A 17,266-nucleotide genomic window follows, 5' to 3' on the forward strand; every position below is an offset into this window, starting at 1 on the left:
AAGGGGGCTTTGTGATTAATGTCGCCATAGTCGATGACTCAGCAGTTGTCAGACAAGTGCTCAGCAGCATGTTATCTAACCAGCCTGATATTACCTTATTAGGCTGTGCTCGGGATCCGTTGTTTGCGCTTAAATTATTTGAACAGCAATGGCCCGATGTCATTATTCTTGATATTGAAATGCCAAGAATGGATGGCATTACTTTCTTAAAAAAAGTGATGGCTGAAAGGCCAACCCCTGTTGTGATTTGCTCAACACTCACTGAGCAAGGTGCTTCAGTGACTATTGCTGCACTTGCCGCGGGAGCGGTTGATATCATTACTAAACCTAAATTAGGATTGAAGGGATTTTTGGAGGAATCACAAGCCCGTTTACTCCAGTCCGTGCGTGCTGCAGCTAAAGCCTCAGTATCAAAATTGCGTGTTAATACCCCTACAAAAATGCCTGTCGCCGCGAAACATAACGCCGATGTAGTGTTAACATCAACAAACCATGCGCTACATCAAACGACGGATCGGGTTGTTGCACTCGGAACTTCAACGGGTGGAACCCATGCACTTGAGTGCGTGTTAACGGCATTGCCACGCACAAGTGCCGGTATTGTTGTTGTCCAACATATGCCAGAGCATTTTACGGCGGCCTTTGCTAGTAGGTTAAATAGTTTATGTGAAATGGAAGTAAAAGAAGCCGAAGATAACGATAGAGTGATGCCGGGTCTTGTGCTCATTGCTAACGGCGGCAAGCACATGCTGCTACAACGTAGTGGTGCTCAATATCGTGTTCAGCTTAAGGACGGACCGTTGGTCAGTCGGCATCGCCCCTCGGTTGATGTGTTGTTTCGTTCAGTCGCTAATGCTGCGGGTAAAAATGCCCTAGGCATAATTATGACTGGTATGGGGGACGATGGTGCTCGGGGTTTGCTAGATATGCATCATGCTGGAGCCACAACATTAGCACAGGATGAAGCCAGTTGTGTGGTTTATGGTATGCCAAAAGAGGCTGTTAAGCTCGGCGCAGTCAGTCGGCAGGTTGCTTTAAGCAATATTGCTGAGGAAATTATTGCGTTTACCAAAGAATAAAAAAGCCAGTGCGGACACTGGCTTTCTCTGGCGAAAAAAGGCGGTTATACGCGCTTTTTAAATTCGCCAGTACGGGTATCGATTTCAATCTTGTCGCCAACTTTCACAAAGTCAGCCACGCTGATAGTGCCGCCACCAGTGATAGTGGCTGGCTTCATTACTTTACCTGAAGTATCACCACGAGCTGATGGCTCAGTGTAGATCACTTCACGTACGATAGTGGTTGGCATTTCAACAGAAATTGCTTTGCCTTCGTAGAAAGTCACTTGGCAAGTTTCTTCCATACCGTCAACGATGTAAGCTGCTGCATCACCTAAGTTTTCAGCTTCTACGTCGTATTGGTTGTATTCTGCATCCATGAATACATACATAGGATCAGCAAAGTAAGAATAAGTACAATCCAGACGATCTAGGATAATATCGTCTAACTTATCTTCACCTTTAAAAGTGGTTTCAGTACCAGAGTTAAGCAGTAAGTTTTTCAGCTTTAACTTAACGATGGCAGCGTTACGGCCAGAACGAGTTGTTTCTGTTTTCTGTACAACCCATGGGCTGCCTTCAAACATGATCACGTTACCAGGACGGATTTCATGAGCAGTTTTCATTACACAATTTCCTATATGTCGATTTTCTATATCAGCGCAGCATCTTAGCTTTTTTTCACAAATTGGACTAGCCGAGTTGCAAGATCTGCAGCATTTATTGCGTCAATTGGCCATTCTTTAGCATGTTGTAAGAGTGGCAAACAGACTGGATTTAGGTTTTGCCAGTGAGTTTTCACGGCGGATTGCTCTCCTTGGTTAAATGCAACGTTCAATTTAGACCAAGTGTCAGCAATATCAGGGGGCAGATTATCGCAGTAAAGTCGAATAAAAGCTTCTAATTTTATTAGATGATAATCATCTTCTTGCGGATAAATATGCCAAATAAAAGGTTTTGCCGCCCATTGGGCCCGTAAGAAGCTATCTTCACCGCGGACAATATTAACGTCGCAGCTCCATAGTAGGCGGTCAAATCCCTGTTGATCGGTCATCGGCAAGATATGCAGGGTTAAATCCCCCAGTTTAATTTGCTGCCCAGGTATTAATTCCTCTATAGGGCAGGGCAATATGTGCTGCAAACTGTTTAAGCTGCGGCCTTTGGGGATAAGGGCGTGAATTTTTGCATCGCGTTTGGCCGTGGCTTGCCAGAGTTCACATAAGGCTGGGAGCGACTCGGTTTCATAACTAAAGACGCTATAGACAGTATCTTGCGCTTTAATATCCTTAAGACCAAGACGGTCAAATAATTGCAGCTTATTGGCACTATCCTGTTGCCATGCATCGCGCTCGGCAAATAGCTCTCGCTCACAAATCAGTCCACCCGTCTTAGGTGTAAAGCCCGGGAAAAAGAAATACTTTCTAATGCCGCTTGCCTGCATCGAGGGTAAACCATGGCAGCCATCGACCCAATCTTCTGCGCTTAAATACTCTAAATTAAGCCATAAAGGCACAGATTTTGGTGTTTTAATGTGCAGTTCAGCAAGTTGTTGCTTCACTACATCGGGTAGTTCGCAGGCGAAGGCTTCAATTAACACTTCGCCTGGCTCATATACCAAAGGTAAGGGCGTAGTCCAATGAAGGATAGTCACGCCATGAAAAATCTGGCAAGTGAGGTTAGGGTCAAGGGTCGGTAAAATATGCGAAAAACTGTTTAAGTCATCGACCCAAAGCTTAATTGGGATCTGATATTCATTGACTAACTGTTTGGCTAAACGCCAAGTAACGCCAATATCACCGTAGTTATCGACGACAGTGCAGAAGATATCCCAGTGGGGATGTTGGGGAGCTACCATTGGAAATATCGCTTTCATTTACGTGGATAAAAAATGTAAAAAAAGCGGCATTGGGCCACTTTTTTTACAGAGCTCACTCGATGAAACTAGGCTTAGTCTTCGAGTTCTGCTAAACACATTTCTTCGTAGATTTGCTTAACCCAAGCGTCAACACGCTCTTCGGTCAGCTCTGGTTGACGGTCTTCGTCAATCCCTAAACCGATGAAGTGATCGTCATCCACTAAGCCTTTAGAAGCTTCGAAGTTGTAACCTGCAGTAGGCCAATGTCCAATGATAATACCACCACGGGCTTGAACAATATCGCCAATCATGCCCATGGCATCGAGGAAATATTCCGCGTAGTCTTCTTGATCACCACAACCGAAAATAGCAACCAGTTTGTCTGTAAAATCAATCTGTTCTAACTCAGGAAAAAAGTCATCCCAGTCACACTGTGCTTCACCATAATACCAGGTTGGGATACCGAACAGCAGCAGGTCGTATTCTGCGATCTGTTCTTTGGTACTTTTGGCGATATCTTTCACCTCAACCATTTTCTTACCCAATTTCTTCTGGATCATCTTGGCGACAGCTTCGGTGTTGCCTGTGTCGCTACCGAAAAAAAGACCTACAGTTGCCATTGTCTATCCTTTATGTCTAGTTCACTTATACGTTAATCTTGCTGCTATCGATTGCTCAGCATTTTATTTTTTGCTGAAGAATTAATTCGATTAACTGGCTTCGGCTGATGTTACTGGCCAATGCCCGCTCATTCAAGGCGTCATATAAATCTTGTGACACCTTTAACTCTATTCGCTTTAATCCTTTGGCTTTATCCCGCTGGATCTGGTTGCGCTTATTGACCTTAAGTTGCTGGCTACGGGACAAAGGATTGCTACGTGGGCGTCCCCGTCGCTTTTCATTGGCAAAAAGGTCAATGGTCGTTCTATCTGTTGCTTCTTTTGCCATGTTCTTATTGTTTAACCGATGCCTGAACCTTCCCAAGACATCTGGATAATACCTTTTGCAATAAACCCGGCGCAGCCGAGAAATAACACTAACCAAACAATAAATCGACCAAATTTCGGTACGTTACCTTGTTTTAGCACATCGTGGATGGCCATGCCGATAAAGAAAAATATCGCGGCAAAAAACAGGTTCAAGCCGAGGGTCTCAATTTGTTCCATGTACTGAGATAACATACTTTCTTAGTCCTCTAGATTGTTCTAAGGCTAAAAGAGGCGCGAATATATCACATCAACAAGGTGTCGGCTATATGATTTAGGTCGAGAATCGTTGTCATTTACACCGTGTGTTTGTCAATAAATTCAGACACAATCCGGTTAAAAATAGTAGGTTTTTGCGCATGTAACCAATGGCCACAGCCTGCTAATGTTTTTGCTTGGACTTGTGGAAATTGGTGCACAATCTCGTCTCGGTGCTCCGCGGTGACATAGTTTGAATCGCCACCACGGAGAAAAAGACTCGGACCAGCAAACACTAATTGGGATTTACCAGGTGGATTATGCCAGCCGATGATATTGGGATAACAGCTTTTTAAGCCATTGAGATTCAATTTCCAACGAAACCCAGTGTCAGTTCGTTGGAGGTTTTTCAGTAAAAATTGTGCTGTTGCTTCATCTATTCCGCCAGCTTGTAAATGTGCTAAAGCGAAGCGGCGGTCTGTGTGGCCTTCAAGGGGTAAACTTTCAAGCGCGGCAAACACGGCATCATGCCGAGGTTGATAGGCGACGGGCGCAATATCGGCCGCAACTAAGCTGATGATACTATTTGGGTATGCGAGTGCGGTCGCCATGGCAATTTTTCCGCCCATGGAATGGCCTACGATATGGACACGCTCAAGCTCGAGTTCATCGAGTAAATCCACCATGGCCTTGGCTAAGCTAGGGTAATCCATTTGTTGCCAATGTTCACTTAAGCCGTGATTTGGCACATCAACGCGGATGACTTGATGATTGGCTTCGAGCACTTGGCCTAAGCTTTTAAGATTATCTAAATTACCAAAGAGTCCATGGATAAGGAGGACAGCCTCTCCTTGACCTGAGGATACAAAATTCATGAAATGCCTGCGCAGTGGTGCTTAACGTTGCGCGAATTGTGCCCCTAATACGTTAAGTTTGACAAGTTTCATCATTGTTTTTGGATTATCCCCCCGAACTTGCTGGCTTTTTCAGCGATTAATACCGTTGTGCTAATTTGATGTGCGATTTCACGCATTTTTGGATTAATGATGCTTTATCAGATTGATAGAGATAGATACACTGGGGCACGATCGCACAGATCCTTCGCAAGGATCGTTTGTGGTGCGTTTTGTCGGTTATGCCTATCGAATAACAAAGGATAATAAGGTTATGAAATACATCGAAGTGGATGAAGAGCTCTATCGTCATATTGCCAGCAAAACGGAACGTATTGGTGAGAGCGCCTCTGACATTCTCCGTCGATTACTCGGCCTGTCCGTTAATGCGATTGAACCAGCACAGCCACAGGCTATTAGCCAACCGAGTTTGGAGACTGCAACGCCTGAACCATCATTCACGCCACAAGCCGAACCCTCAGTATCTGTAGCTGATTTTAATCAATTGGTGGATGAACATAGGTTAGAGCAGCAAAAAGGCGCTGTGGGGCGATTCTTATTTTTGCTCGAGAGCCTGTATCAACTGAATAAACCGCAGTTTGCACAAATCTTACAGATCCAAGGGCGCGATCGTCTCTACTTTGCCCGCTCCCGTGAGGAGTTACTTAAGGCCAGCGCCACTGCAAATCCGAAGGAAATTGGCCAGACGGGTTTTTGGGTAACGACCAATAACAATACTGCAAAAAAACGGGCAATTTTAGCCGAGGCCTTGGTGCAATTTGGCTGTGATGCTGAAATTGCCAATGGCATTGCCGAACGCGTATAACGACTTATCGACGCCGCAATGATGCGGCGTTTCCATTTAATTAACCGATTTTCCGGTAGGAGAGGATCAGGTGGCAATACATCAACGGGCAGGACAAACCGCGAGTCAGACGGATCTGGTGAATATTCCAAAGCTGATGAGCCATTATTACAGCATCAAACCTAATGTGGATGCCGCTGAGCAGCGTGTCACGTTCGGTACGTCAGGTCACCGTGGCTCGGCGTTTCAAGGCAGCTTTAACCAAGATCATATTTGGGCGATTACTCAAGCCGTAATCGATTATCGTCAATCGGTGAATATCGAAGGGCCACTCTTTTTAGGTATCGATACCCACGCTTTATCTTATGCGGCTTACGTGTCAGCGATTGAAGTGTTAGCTGCCAATAAGATAACGGTGAATATTCAGCAAAATGATGGTTTTACGCCAACACCTGTGGTGTCCCATGCCATTATTTGCGCTAATCGCGAAGCGGCGCTGAGTGGTGCAGCTTTAAGCGATGGCCTCATTATTACACCGTCCCATAATCCGCCGCAGGATGGTGGGATTAAATACAATCCACCCCACGGCGGTCCTGCAGAGGGCAATATCACCGCGTGGATTGAGTCCCGCGCTAATGATTACCTGTGCACTGCACTTAAGGGCGTTAATAAGCTCGCTTATGCTGATGCATTGGCATCGGGTTATGTGCATGCCATCGATTTAATCACACCTTATGTGGCGGATTTAGACAATGTTGTTGATATGCATGCCATTGCTAAAGCCAAACTTAAGTTGGGTGTCGATCCATTAGGCGGTTCGGGTATCCATTATTGGGCACCGATCGCCAAGCACTATGGCATTGATATCACCTTAGTTAACGATAAGGTCGACCCAAGCTTTAGCTTTATGTCACTGGATAAAGACGGCAAGATCCGCATGGATTGTTCATCGCCCTACGCGATGGCAGGTTTACTGGCTCACAAAGAATCCTTCGATTTATGCGTGGGTAATGACCCAGACTACGACAGACACGGTATCGTGTGTCCGTGCACTGGACTTATGGACCCCAACCATTATTTAGCGGTAGCGATTGATTATCTGTTAACCCATAGACCAGAATGGAGCGCTAGCTTGGCCATTGGTAAGACATTGGTATCAAGCGCGCTTATCGATAAAATCTGTGCCTTCCATGGCAAAAAATTACTCGAGGTGCCCGTTGGCTTTAAGTGGTTCGTCGATGGTTTAGCTGATGCAAGTATTGCCTTTGGCGGAGAGGAGAGTGCGGGAGCGGCCTTCCTACGCCGCGACGGCACGACTTGGTGTACCGATAAAGACGGCTTTATTTTAGTGCTGCTCGCAGCCGAAATGCTTGCGGTCACAGGTAAAACGCCTGGTCAACGCCATCAAGAATTAGTGGCGCAGTTCGGTCAAAGCTTCTACATGCGTATCGATAGTCCGATTAGCCTTGAGAACAAAGCCAAATTTGCCAAGCTTAATGCCGAGACCTTAAACGCCACTACGCTGGCGGGTGAGAACATTGAGGCTGTATTGACCCATGCACCTGGCAATAATGCTTCAATTGGTGGCATTAAAGTGACCACGGCCAATGGTTGGTTTGCTGCGCGGCCATCGGGCACTGAGGCGTTATTCAAGATTTACGGTGAGAGCTTTATCAGTGAGCAACATCTTGCCGATATCATTAAGGACGCACAAGCCCTGATCGATAAGGCCCTCAGCGCCTGATTTAGCGTTTACGCATTCTTTTTACCGATAAAAAAACGCACTCATCGAAATCCTACGAGTGCGTTTTTATTTGCAGCGATTGTAAGGTCAAATTATTCAGGTTTGAGCTTAATCGCTAAGCCTAGTACTCGATATGGCAACTTGGTAAGTTATTCTTATCGATATAGTTTTGGTGATATTCCTCTGCCACATGGAATTGCTGTAACGGCACAATCTCAGTGACGATATGACGTAATCCCCAACGACCTGAACGGGCAAAGGCCAGTTTTGAGGCTTCTGCCGCCGCTTTTTGCTCACGATCATGGAAGAAAATGGTACTGCGGTATTGAGTACCAATATCGCCGCCCTGCATATTGAGCGTGGTCGGGTTGTGGTTTTTCCAAAACACATCCAGTAACTCGTCGTAACTGACAATCGCAGGGTCAAATTCTACTTGTACGACTTCAGCATGGCCTGTCTTACCTTTTTTGACTTCCTCATAGGTGGTCGCTTCGTTATTGCCACCCATATAGCCGCAGGTCGCGTTGGTCACGCCGTTGACTTGTCTAAAGAAATACTCCACGCCCCAAAAACAGCCGGCACCGAAAGTTGCTAACGCCATGATAAATCCTGATAGAAGTCTAGATGGCTAAGGATTGTGATAAAACTCATGCCTAAAAGCAAGTGTGTCGACAAAATTAATCCTATGTCGACCAAATGCGGCTAAGATGCTGTTGTTTTGCCGCGAAATGCGCTTGTTTGACCAGAATGACAGAGTAACGGCCCAAAAACTTGTGTTAGTATGGATGCGCTTTTTAAGGTGGGTAGTGATAAGTGCAATGAAACAGGCAGTTATTGCCATAACGACTCGCCTCTAACACGCTATTATAAGGAGAATTCTGTGTTACAAGCTCTGTTAGATTCGAAGGATTTTCTCGCGCTGACCCTCGCTAATCCTGAAACCCTCGGGGATGAGTTTAGTTTCGCCTTAGGAGAACATACTCGAGTAGAGGTGTGGGACACGGGCGTCATCGTCTTTGAGCCTGCACAGGCCCAAGGTAAGGATGTCATTCTCTCCTGCGGTGTCCACGGTAATGAAACCGCCCCCATCGAACTCTGCAATACCTTAATCAAACAGCTTCTCCAACAAAAAATCATCGCCAAACAACGCACGCTCTTTCTTATTGGTAACCCTTTAGCGATTAATAACGGCACTCGCATTATCGACGAGAACATGAATCGTCTCTTTAGTGGCGAGCATTCAAATCCTCCGGGATTAGTGAATCCTGAGCGGGTGCGGGCAAAAAAATTAGAAGCCTATGTTGACCGCTTCTTTAAGGGCGCAGCCGCAGGGCGCCAGCGAATTCACTACGATTTACACACGGCGATGCGGGCGTCTAAACACGAAAAGTTTGCGATTTATCCCTATCGTCCCGGCCGTGCTTACAGCGCCGAGCAAATCATGTTTTTAGCGGCCAGTGGCGTCGATACTGTGTTATTTCACCATGAGCCGACAACTACTTTTAGTTATTTTTCCTCCGAGCAATATGGCGCCGATGCCTTTACCATTGAATTAGGTAAGGTGTATCCCATGGGGCAAAACGATATGACGCGTTTTATTGCCGCCCAAGAGATGTTTATGCGTCTTATCACAGACAAACCCTTAGCGCTTGAGCCATTCTCAGCGGATAAGGTGAATCTGTATCAAGTGTGTCGGGTGATCAACAAACATTTTGATGATTTTGAATTTACCTTCGCGACCGATGTCGAAAATTTCCGAGCTTTCCCTAAAGGCTTTGTATTGGCCCGAGAGGGTGGGCAGGAAATTAAAGTCGAACAGGAATTTGAAGCGATTGTCTTCCCCAATGCTAAGGTGCCCATCGGCAATCGCACTGTGATTTGCCTGATCCCTTCAGTCGCGCCAGATGTTCGCTAGTTTTGTAAAGCATTATATACATGCCCACAGGGGATTAGTTGTCGTTTGAACTGTGCCAACGGTTGATAGGTAGTTTACGTTAACGTAATGTTCATCCGGCATATTCGTATAAATTAGGCGCAGTGGTTCTTCTGCTGCGTAACGAGATAACAAGAGCACAATATGAGCAAAGCAACACTCAACACTGATACAGTGCACCGTGTCGGCTTCTTGGATAAGGCATCGCTTCACATTCCTATCCTTCGAATTCTACAAGCAGACGGCACTACCTATGAAACCGCGGTTTTGCCTGTAATAGATGAAGCCTTAGCCACCAAAATTTATGATACTTGCGTGTTCACGCGAGTACTCGATGAACGTATGCTTGGCGCACAGCGTCAGGGACGGATCAGCTTCTATATGACCTGCACCGGTGAAGAAGCCGCGATCGTCGGTAGCGTGGCCGCACTTGATCAAGAAGATGTGATCCTCGCGCAATACCGTGAACATGCGGCGCTACGTTATCGCGGCTTTACCACTGAACAGTTTATGAACCAAATGTTCAGCAATGAGAAGGACTTAGGTAAAGGTCGCCAAATGCCAATCCACTACGGCTGCGCGGCGTTAAACTACCAAACCATTTCATCGCCATTGGCCACTCAAATTCCGCAAGCGACAGGTGTCGGTTATAGCCTGAAAATGCAGGGCAAACGTAATGTTGCTGTCTGTTATTTCGGTGAAGGCGCTGCATCTGAAGGCGATTTCCATGCCGGATTGAATATGGCAGCGGTGTTAAAATGCCCCGTGATTTTCTTCTGCCGTAACAATGGTTATGCCATTTCTACCCCAACGGAAGAGCAATTTGCCGGTAACGGTATTGCCAGTCGTGGCGTGGGTTACGGCATGCACACCATTCGCGTCGACGGTAACGATATGCTGGCGGTGTTAGCGGCGACACAACAGGCGCGTGCCTATGCGATTGAGCACAATGCCCCCGTGTTGATTGAAGCTATGACTTATCGTCTGGGCGCCCACTCATCTTCTGACGATCCTTCGGGTTATCGCTCAAAAGAAGAAGAGGCGAAATGGCAACAACACGATCCGGTCAAACGCTTTAAGTTGTGGCTGATTAATAAAGGCTGGTTAGCTGAAGCCGATGATGTCCAGCGTTACGAAAAGTACCGTGAAGAAGTGTTAGCCGCCGTTAAAGTCGCGGAAAAATTACCTATCCCTATGCTGGATGAGATTATTGAAGACGTGTACGACAAGCCAACGCCTGCGCTTAAAAAGCAACTGAGCGATCTTAAAGAACACATCAAGAAATATCCGCAATCCTATCCCAAAAGTGCAGGGAGGCTATAAGCCGTGGCAGAAATGAATATGTTACAGGCCGTCAATGAGGCCTTGTCAATCGCCATGCAAGCTGATGAGCGCATGGTGGTATTTGGTGAAGACGTTGGCCACTTTGGCGGCGTGTTTCGCGCAACTTCTGGTTTGCAGGAAAAGTTTGGTCGCAGCCGCTGCTTTAACACGCCACTGACTGAGCAAGGTATTGCGGGTTTTGCCAACGGGTTAGCCTCTAATGGTATGACTGCCGTAGCGGAAATCCAGTTTGCTGATTACATCTTTCCGGCGTTTGACCAGATCGTAAACGAGTCGGCTAAATTCCGTTACCGCAGCGGTAATGAGTTTAATGTGGGAAGTCTAGTGTTCCGTACACCCTATGGTGGTGGTATTGCGGGCGGCCATTATCATTCACAATCGCCAGAAGCCTATTTTACCCAAACCCCAGGCTTAAAAGTGGTTGTGCCGCGTAATCCTGCTCAAGCCAAAGGTTTATTATTAGCCTCTATTCGCGATAAAAACCCTGTGGTGTTCTTCGAGCCTAAGCGTTTATACCGTGCTTCTGTGGGGGAAGTCCCTGCGGGCGATTATGAAATCGAGCTGGGTAAAGCCGAAGTGGTGCGTGAAGGGAAAGACATCACGTTAGTGGCCTGGGGCGCACAGATGGAAATCATCGAAAAAGCGGCCGACATGGCAGCTAAAGAGGGGATTTCCTGCGAAATTATCGACCTGCGTACACTCGCGCCTTGGGATGTTGATACCGTTGCCGATTCTGTGAAGAAGACAGGCCGCTTATTGATCAACCACGAAGCGCCATTAACGGGTGGTTTTGCGGGTGAAATTGCGGCCACCATTCAGCAGGAATGTTTCTTGTATTTAGAATCACCTATCAGCCGTGTATGTGGTCTAGATACCCCATATCCACTGGTCCACGAAAAAGAATATATGCCCGATGCGCTCAAAACCTTTGAAGCCATTAAGGCATCAGTGAACTTCTAGGAGTCCGGTATGATTAAAGATTTTATTTTGCCGGACATTGGTGAAGGCGTTGTCGAGTGCGAATTAGTCGAGTGGTTGGTGCAAGAGGGCGACACGATTGTGGAAGATCAACCCATCGCCGATGTGATGACCGACAAAGCCTTAGTGCAAATTCCGGCGCCTTTTGCAGGAGTCGTGACTAAGTTGTATTACGCCAAAGGCGATATTGCTAAGGTGCATGCACCGCTGTATGCCGTGCAGGTTGAGTCTGACGAAGCTGCGCCTGCGTCTCAACCTGAAGCGCACACAGCGACTCAAACATCCGTAAGCCAAGCCTGCGTGGCGGGTACCAGCGTCGAAGAGTTCCTGCTGCCCGATATTGGTGAAGGGATTGTTGAGTGTGAACTGGTCGAATGGTTAGTCCAAGAAGGCGATACTGTGGTGGAAGACCAACCCATCGCCGATGTGATGACTGATAAAGCCTTAGTGCAAATCCCCGCCATCAAAGCGGGCAAAATTGTCAAGTTGCACTACCGTAAGGGCCAGTTAGCGAAAGTACATGCGCCACTATTTGCGATTGAGGTTGAAGGTGGCGTTAGTGCGCCGGTCAGCCATGCACAGGAAGCAAGCGTCGGCGCTGCGAATACCGCTCCAGCAGCTTGTTCGAGTGCAAGTGTGGTGCAAGAGTCTGCTCGCCAAGGTAAAGCCTTAGCCAGCCCAGCCGTTCGCCGTATGGCACGTGCCTTAGATATCGATTTAAGTCGCGTACCTGGTAGTGGCAAACATGGCCGTGTGTATAAGGAAGACATTACTCGCTTCCAAGCACAGGGCGGCGCTGTGCCTGCCGTTGCGCCAGTGGTTGTAGCACCGACTCAATCAGGTGTGACTCAATCAACCGTCTCTAACGTCGTGGCAAGTTCTGCACGGGGTGACATTGTTGAGCCTATCCGTGGCGTGAAAGCCGTGATGGCGAAAATGATGGTCGAATCGGTATCAACCATTCCACACTTCACCTATTGCGAAGAGTTTGATTTGACAGACTTAGTCGCACTGCGTGAAAGCATGAAGGCCAAGTATTCCTCCGACGAAGTTAAGCTGACCATGATGCCATTCTTTATGAAGGCCATGTCATTAGCCTTAACGCAGTTCCCTGTGCTTAACAGCCAAGTGAATGCTGATTGTACGGAAATCACCTACAAGGCGCGTCATAACATTGGTATGGCAGTAGATTCGAAAGTGGGATTGTTAGTGCCCAATGTGAAGGATGTGCAAGATAAGAGTATTCTTGAGGTGGCTGCCGAGATCACCCGCTTAACCACTGCTGCGCGTAGCGGCCGTGTGGCACCAGCGGATCTTAAAGAAGGCACGATTTCGATTTCGAATATTGGCGCCTTAGGTGGCACAGTCGCAACACCAATTATCAATAAGCCAGAGGTGGCGATTGTTGCGCTTGGTAAGTTGCAAACCTTGCCGCGCTTTAATGCGAAAGGTGAAGTCGAAGCGCGCCAGATCATGCAAGTGAGTTGGTCTGGCGATCACCGCGTTATCGATGGTGGCACCATTGCTCGTTTCTGTAACCTTTGGAAACAATACCTTGAGCAACCGCAGGATATGCTATTAGCCATGCGTTAGTCGGCTGTCAGCCAATACTTACAGCCAATCCGGCAAAAAAGGACGCAATTTAGCGTAATGCCGATCAGTTAAGACAGATCGCTTGACGATCTCGCTGAAAAGATCAAAATCCGATGACCTCATGTCATCGGATTTTTTATGCAACTCTCAGAAGCACTCGCCCGTACTCATATTACTCGCCTAACCGAATTCACCTGCTTAGCTGATGTGTTAGAACCTGAGTTAATTCAATCTTGCCTAGACTCTCAGGGCGTTGCGACGTTAAGACGGCGTAAATTGCCGATGGACGCGATGATTTGGGCCGTTATCGGAATGGCTTTGTTCCGAGGGGAGTCTGTTCGGTCACTCATCAACAAACTCGACATTGTTTTGCCGCAAGAGATTGATTATGTTGTACGCAGCGCCGTGACTCAGGCGCGTAAACGATTGGGCAGTGAGGTTATTAGAGAAGTATTTAGCCGCAGCGCCAATACCTGGCACGCGAGAGCTGAACATCCTCATTGGTGCGGCCTTAACTTGTATGGTGTTGACGGTGTCGTGTGGCGGACACCCGATAGTGTTCAAAATCAAGCCGCCTTTGCGCGTACCGCAAACGCTTCAGGCGAAGCGGCTTATCCGCAAATTCGCATGGTTTGCTTGATGGAATTAAGCAGCCATTTATTGGTCAACAGCGCCTTTGATTCGGTTGCCGAAAATGAAATGAACTTAGCGTCCCAGCTCATTCCTAGCATTCCTAATCACAGCCTAACCCTATTTGACCGAGGATTTTACTCGCTCGGCCTGCTGCACGCTTGGCAGCAAGCGCAACCTGATAGCCACTGGTTGTTGCCATAGAAGAAAGGCACACAATATGAGGTGGTGCGAACGCTAGGAAAGCATGACCAGAGGGTGAAACTCACCACGACACCTCAAGCCAGAAAGAAATGGCCGCAGCTCCCTGAAACTCTTGAAGCACGTTTATTGACTAAGATAGTGAAAGGTAAGTCAGTCGCCATTTTGACCTCGTTGACAGACCCGATGCGTTACCCCAGCGAAGACATCGTCGACTTATATGCCCATCGATGGGAAATCGAACTGGGCTATAGAGAGATGAAACAACATCTGTTGGAGAGCCGTTTTACGCTCCGCAGTCAACTACCGGAGCTGGTGACTCAAGAGTTATGGGGCGTGCTACTGGCCTATAATCTCATTAGATATAAGATGTTGCTGATGGCTAAAAGCTTGCCATCGGTCCATCCCAATCAACTGAGTTTTCGGGATGCGGCGAGTTATATCATCTTCAAGTTGACACAACTGTCATCACAAACACCGGGGAATGTCCCGAGAGACGTATTGGATATAGAACGAAATGCACGGCAATTTAAGCTGGATGGTAAACGGGAAAGGGCATATCCACGAGTCCTTAAAATGAGCAAAAACAAGTTTCCGGTTAGACCAAAGAAAAATGCCGTTCACTCTTAAGTGAACGGCATTACGCAATTTAGCGTCCTTTTTTATTCGCAGGCCATAAATGGGTTAATCTTTTGATCCCAATTACGTATAATTCGCGAACGTTGTTATCCTGATGGATTTGTTATGAGCCCCAGCCCATTTGCCCCAACAATCGAAACTATTGATTATCCGTTTCCGCCTAAGCCAATTCCTCTGTCCGATGCCGAAAAGGCGGACTACAAGGCACGTATCAAGCAGCTGCTGATTGAAAAGGATGCGGTATTGGTTGCCCATTATTATACCGACCCTGAAATTCAAGCTCTGGCTGAAGAAACTGGTGGGTGTGTTTCAGACTCACTTGAAATGGCGCGCTTTGGCCGCGATCATCCCGCAAAGACGTTAATCGTCGCTGGGGTGAAGTTTATGGGTGAAACTGCCAAAATCTTAAGCCCAGAAAAAACCATTCTGATGCCGACTCTTGAAGCGACCTGTTCATTGGACTTAGGTTGCCCCATTGATAAATTTAGCGCCTTCTGTGATGCACACCCAGATCATACCGTGGTTGTTTACGCCAACACGTCTGCGGCGGTAAAAGCCCGTGCCGATTGGGTGGTGACCTCGAGTATTGCCCTTGAAATTGTTGAGCATTTAGACAGCGAAGGCAAAAAAATTATTTGGGGCCCAGACCGTCACTTAGGCAGCTATATTGCCAAACAAACGGGCGCCGAGATGCTGATGTGGCAGGGCGACTGTATCGTTCACGATGAGTTTAAAGCGAATGCCCTGCGTGATCTGAAAAGCGTTTATCCCGACGCAGCAATTTTGGTACACCCAGAATCACCCGCGAGTGTGGTGGCGATGGCGGATGCTGTCGGCTCCACCAGTCAGTTGATCAAAGCTGCGCAAACCATGCCTAACGAGCGTTTTATTGTCGCGACCGATCGCGGTATTTTTTACAAAATGCAACAAGCGGCGCCGGGTAAAACATTGATAGAAGCGCCTACTGGTGGTAACGGTGCCACCTGTAAGAGCTGCGCCCACTGTCCTTGGATGGCAATGAATGGCTTAAAAGCCATTGAAGCGTCATTAAGTGATAGCGACAAAACCACCCATGAGATCTTTGTCGATGAAGACTTGCGAGTGAAAGCGTTAATCCCGCTGACCCGTATGCTCGATTTCGCTAAAACGCTCAATATGAAAGTGAAAGGTAATGCCTAAGCGCTTTTAGTCGCACATCGAGTTTCAACATTAATATCCCCGCTTTGCGGGGATATTTTTTTAATTACAGTTGCCACACGGCAAATAACAAAAAGCCCTGCATTTGCAGGGCGTTAGCTAAATCGCTAATCGAGATTATTTAGCGTTCATTAACGCAACCGCGTTATCTAACATACGGTTACTGAAGCCCCATTCGTTATCGTACCAAGCCATTACTTTGACTAAACGTCCGTTAACACGGGTTTGTGTCGCATCGAAGTTAGATGAAAACGCATTGTGGTTAAAGTCGATAGATACCAATGGCTCTTTGTTGACGGCCAACACTTCGCTCAGTGGTGCTACGCTTGCTGCACGCTCGATGATGGCGTTAACTTCTTCAACGGTTGTGTCACGTGATGCAATGAAAGATAAATCCACTAAAGACACGTTAACAGTCGGTACACGTACCGCTAAACCATCGAATTTACCTTGTAATTCAGGCACAACTAAACCTACTGCCGCGGCAGCGCCAGTTTTAGTTGGGATCATCGACAGTGCCGCTGCGCGAGCACGGCGTAAATCTGTGTGGTATACGTCAGATAAACGTTGATCGTTGGTATACGCGTGGATGGTGGTCATCAGACCTGATTCGATACCAATTTCGTCATTTAACGGCTTAGCGAAAGGCGCTAAGCAGTTAGTGGTACATGACGCGTTAGAGATAACGGTCATATCCGCGGTCAACACATTGTTGTTCACACCGTAAACGACGGTTGCATCAACGTTTTTGCCTGGTGCAGAGATAATCACTTTCTTTGCGCCAGCGGCTAAATGCGGTTGAACAGAATCTTTAGAAGTGAAGATACCAGTACATTCAAATACCACGTCTACTTGTAGGTCGCCCCAAGGTAATTTGCCTGGATCGCGCTCTTGGAAAGTGAGGATCTTGTCACCGTTAACATAAATTGCTTCAGCATCATGCTCAACTTTGGCATTGAAACGACCATGTACAGAATCGTATTTTGTCAGGTGAGCGTTGATTGAAGCGTCGCCTAAATCGTTGATGGCAACAATTTTGATTGGGTAAGCTTTTTCGCTTTCGTACAGGGCGCGTAATACGTTTCTACCGATACGGCCGTAACCATTTATTGCAACACGGATAGTCATCTCATATCCCTCTGGTGATTATAAAATTCAACTGGTAGTAAAATTACCAAACTGACAGCTATCGTCAAGTTAATTCGGCTATTT

At 47.1% G+C, this 17,266-nt stretch carries 16 protein-coding genes and 1 pseudogene; 9 read left to right on the top strand and 8 right to left on the bottom strand.

The genetic code is table 11. The features are described from left to right. The first annotated feature begins 11 nt into the window (after positions 1-11). Complete coding sequence (locus JM642_RS09905; protein WP_037418477.1) at positions 12-1,079, top strand: chemotaxis response regulator protein-glutamate methylesterase; 1,068 nt, start codon at positions 12-14, stop codon at positions 1,077-1,079. Positions 1,080-1,123: 44 nt separating this feature from the next. Here JM642_RS09905 and efp read toward each other — a convergent pair whose 3' ends face one another. From efp to JM642_RS09935, 6 genes are all read right to left on the bottom strand, one after another. Continuing rightward, the gene (gene efp, locus JM642_RS09910) at positions 1,124-1,684 is read right to left on the bottom strand and encodes an elongation factor P (RefSeq protein WP_037418480.1); all 561 of its coding nucleotides are present in this window, start codon (positions 1,682-1,684) and stop codon (positions 1,124-1,126) included. A 44-nt stretch (positions 1,685-1,728) separates the two neighbouring features. After that, the gene (gene earP / locus JM642_RS09915; protein ID WP_099458024.1) at positions 1,729-2,913 is read right to left on the bottom strand and encodes an elongation factor P maturation arginine rhamnosyltransferase EarP; all 1,185 of its coding nucleotides are present in this window, start codon (positions 2,911-2,913) and stop codon (positions 1,729-1,731) included. Positions 2,914-3,005: 92 nt separating this feature from the next. Further along, positions 3,006-3,533: a flavodoxin FldA gene (fldA, locus tag JM642_RS09920; RefSeq protein ID WP_023265275.1), complete on the bottom strand. Its 528-nt coding sequence runs from the start codon at positions 3,531-3,533 to the stop codon at positions 3,006-3,008. Between the two features lie 55 nt (positions 3,534-3,588). Beyond that, the gene (ybfE, locus tag JM642_RS09925; protein WP_203433617.1) at positions 3,589-3,861 is read right to left on the bottom strand and encodes a LexA regulated protein; all 273 of its coding nucleotides are present in this window, start codon (positions 3,859-3,861) and stop codon (positions 3,589-3,591) included. An 11-nt stretch (positions 3,862-3,872) separates the two neighbouring features. Then, complete coding sequence (locus JM642_RS09930) at positions 3,873-4,094, bottom strand: DUF2788 domain-containing protein (RefSeq protein WP_011072324.1); 222 nt, start codon at positions 4,092-4,094, stop codon at positions 3,873-3,875. A gap of 101 nt (positions 4,095-4,195) precedes the next feature. Next, complete coding sequence (locus JM642_RS09935; RefSeq protein WP_203433619.1) at positions 4,196-4,972, bottom strand: alpha/beta fold hydrolase; 777 nt, start codon at positions 4,970-4,972, stop codon at positions 4,196-4,198. Between the two features lie 292 nt (positions 4,973-5,264). Between JM642_RS09935 and seqA the strand changes: the two genes are divergently transcribed. Then, positions 5,265-5,816: a replication initiation negative regulator SeqA gene (gene seqA / locus JM642_RS09940; RefSeq protein ID WP_203433622.1), complete on the top strand. Its 552-nt coding sequence runs from the start codon at positions 5,265-5,267 to the stop codon at positions 5,814-5,816. 70 nt (positions 5,817-5,886) lie between these two features. Further along, positions 5,887-7,539, top strand: coding sequence for a phosphoglucomutase (alpha-D-glucose-1,6-bisphosphate-dependent) (pgm, locus tag JM642_RS09945; protein WP_203433624.1), 1,653 nt, complete (start codon positions 5,887-5,889; stop codon positions 7,537-7,539). A gap of 121 nt (positions 7,540-7,660) precedes the next feature. On the opposite strand, the gene msrA is transcribed toward pgm, so the two are convergent. Then, positions 7,661-8,140: a peptide-methionine (S)-S-oxide reductase MsrA gene (gene msrA / locus JM642_RS09950; protein WP_037418505.1), complete on the bottom strand. Its 480-nt coding sequence runs from the start codon at positions 8,138-8,140 to the stop codon at positions 7,661-7,663. 279 nt (positions 8,141-8,419) lie between these two features. Here msrA and astE point away from each other — a divergent pair, with 279 nt between their 5' ends. From astE to nadA, 6 genes and pseudogenes are all read left to right on the top strand, one after another. Next, positions 8,420-9,454 (top strand): succinylglutamate desuccinylase, encoded by a 1,035-nt coding sequence (gene astE / locus JM642_RS09955; RefSeq protein ID WP_172589595.1) that lies wholly within the window; start codon positions 8,420-8,422, stop codon positions 9,452-9,454. Positions 9,455-9,616: 162 nt separating this feature from the next. Further along, positions 9,617-10,795, top strand: coding sequence for a thiamine pyrophosphate-dependent dehydrogenase E1 component subunit alpha (locus tag JM642_RS09960; RefSeq protein ID WP_203433626.1), 1,179 nt, complete (start codon positions 9,617-9,619; stop codon positions 10,793-10,795). Between the two features lie 3 nt (positions 10,796-10,798). Next, positions 10,799-11,776: an alpha-ketoacid dehydrogenase subunit beta gene (locus tag JM642_RS09965; RefSeq protein ID WP_037418512.1), complete on the top strand. Its 978-nt coding sequence runs from the start codon at positions 10,799-10,801 to the stop codon at positions 11,774-11,776. Between the two features lie 9 nt (positions 11,777-11,785). Then, positions 11,786-13,387, top strand: a complete 1,602-nt coding sequence (locus JM642_RS09970) for a dihydrolipoyllysine-residue acetyltransferase (protein ID WP_203433628.1) — start codon at positions 11,786-11,788, stop codon at positions 13,385-13,387. Between the two features lie 138 nt (positions 13,388-13,525). Next, positions 13,526-14,848, top strand: a pseudogene (locus JM642_RS09975) (IS4 family transposase). 114 nt (positions 14,849-14,962) lie between these two features. Further along, a complete protein-coding gene (gene nadA, locus JM642_RS09980) occupies positions 14,963-16,036 on the top strand; it encodes a quinolinate synthase NadA (protein ID WP_037418516.1) in 1,074 nt (357 codons plus the stop codon). Between the two features lie 135 nt (positions 16,037-16,171). Here nadA and gap read toward each other — a convergent pair whose 3' ends face one another. Continuing rightward, positions 16,172-17,182 carry a type I glyceraldehyde-3-phosphate dehydrogenase gene (gap, locus tag JM642_RS09985; protein ID WP_037418518.1) on the bottom strand — a complete coding sequence of 337 codons (1,011 nt, stop codon included), beginning with the start codon at positions 17,180-17,182 and terminating at the stop codon, positions 16,172-16,174. Positions 17,183-17,266: the final 84 nt, after the last annotated feature.

This window comes from Shewanella sp. LZH-2 (assembly GCF_016859145.1).
Taxonomy (GTDB): domain Bacteria; phylum Pseudomonadota; class Gammaproteobacteria; order Enterobacterales; family Shewanellaceae; genus Shewanella; species Shewanella xiamenensis.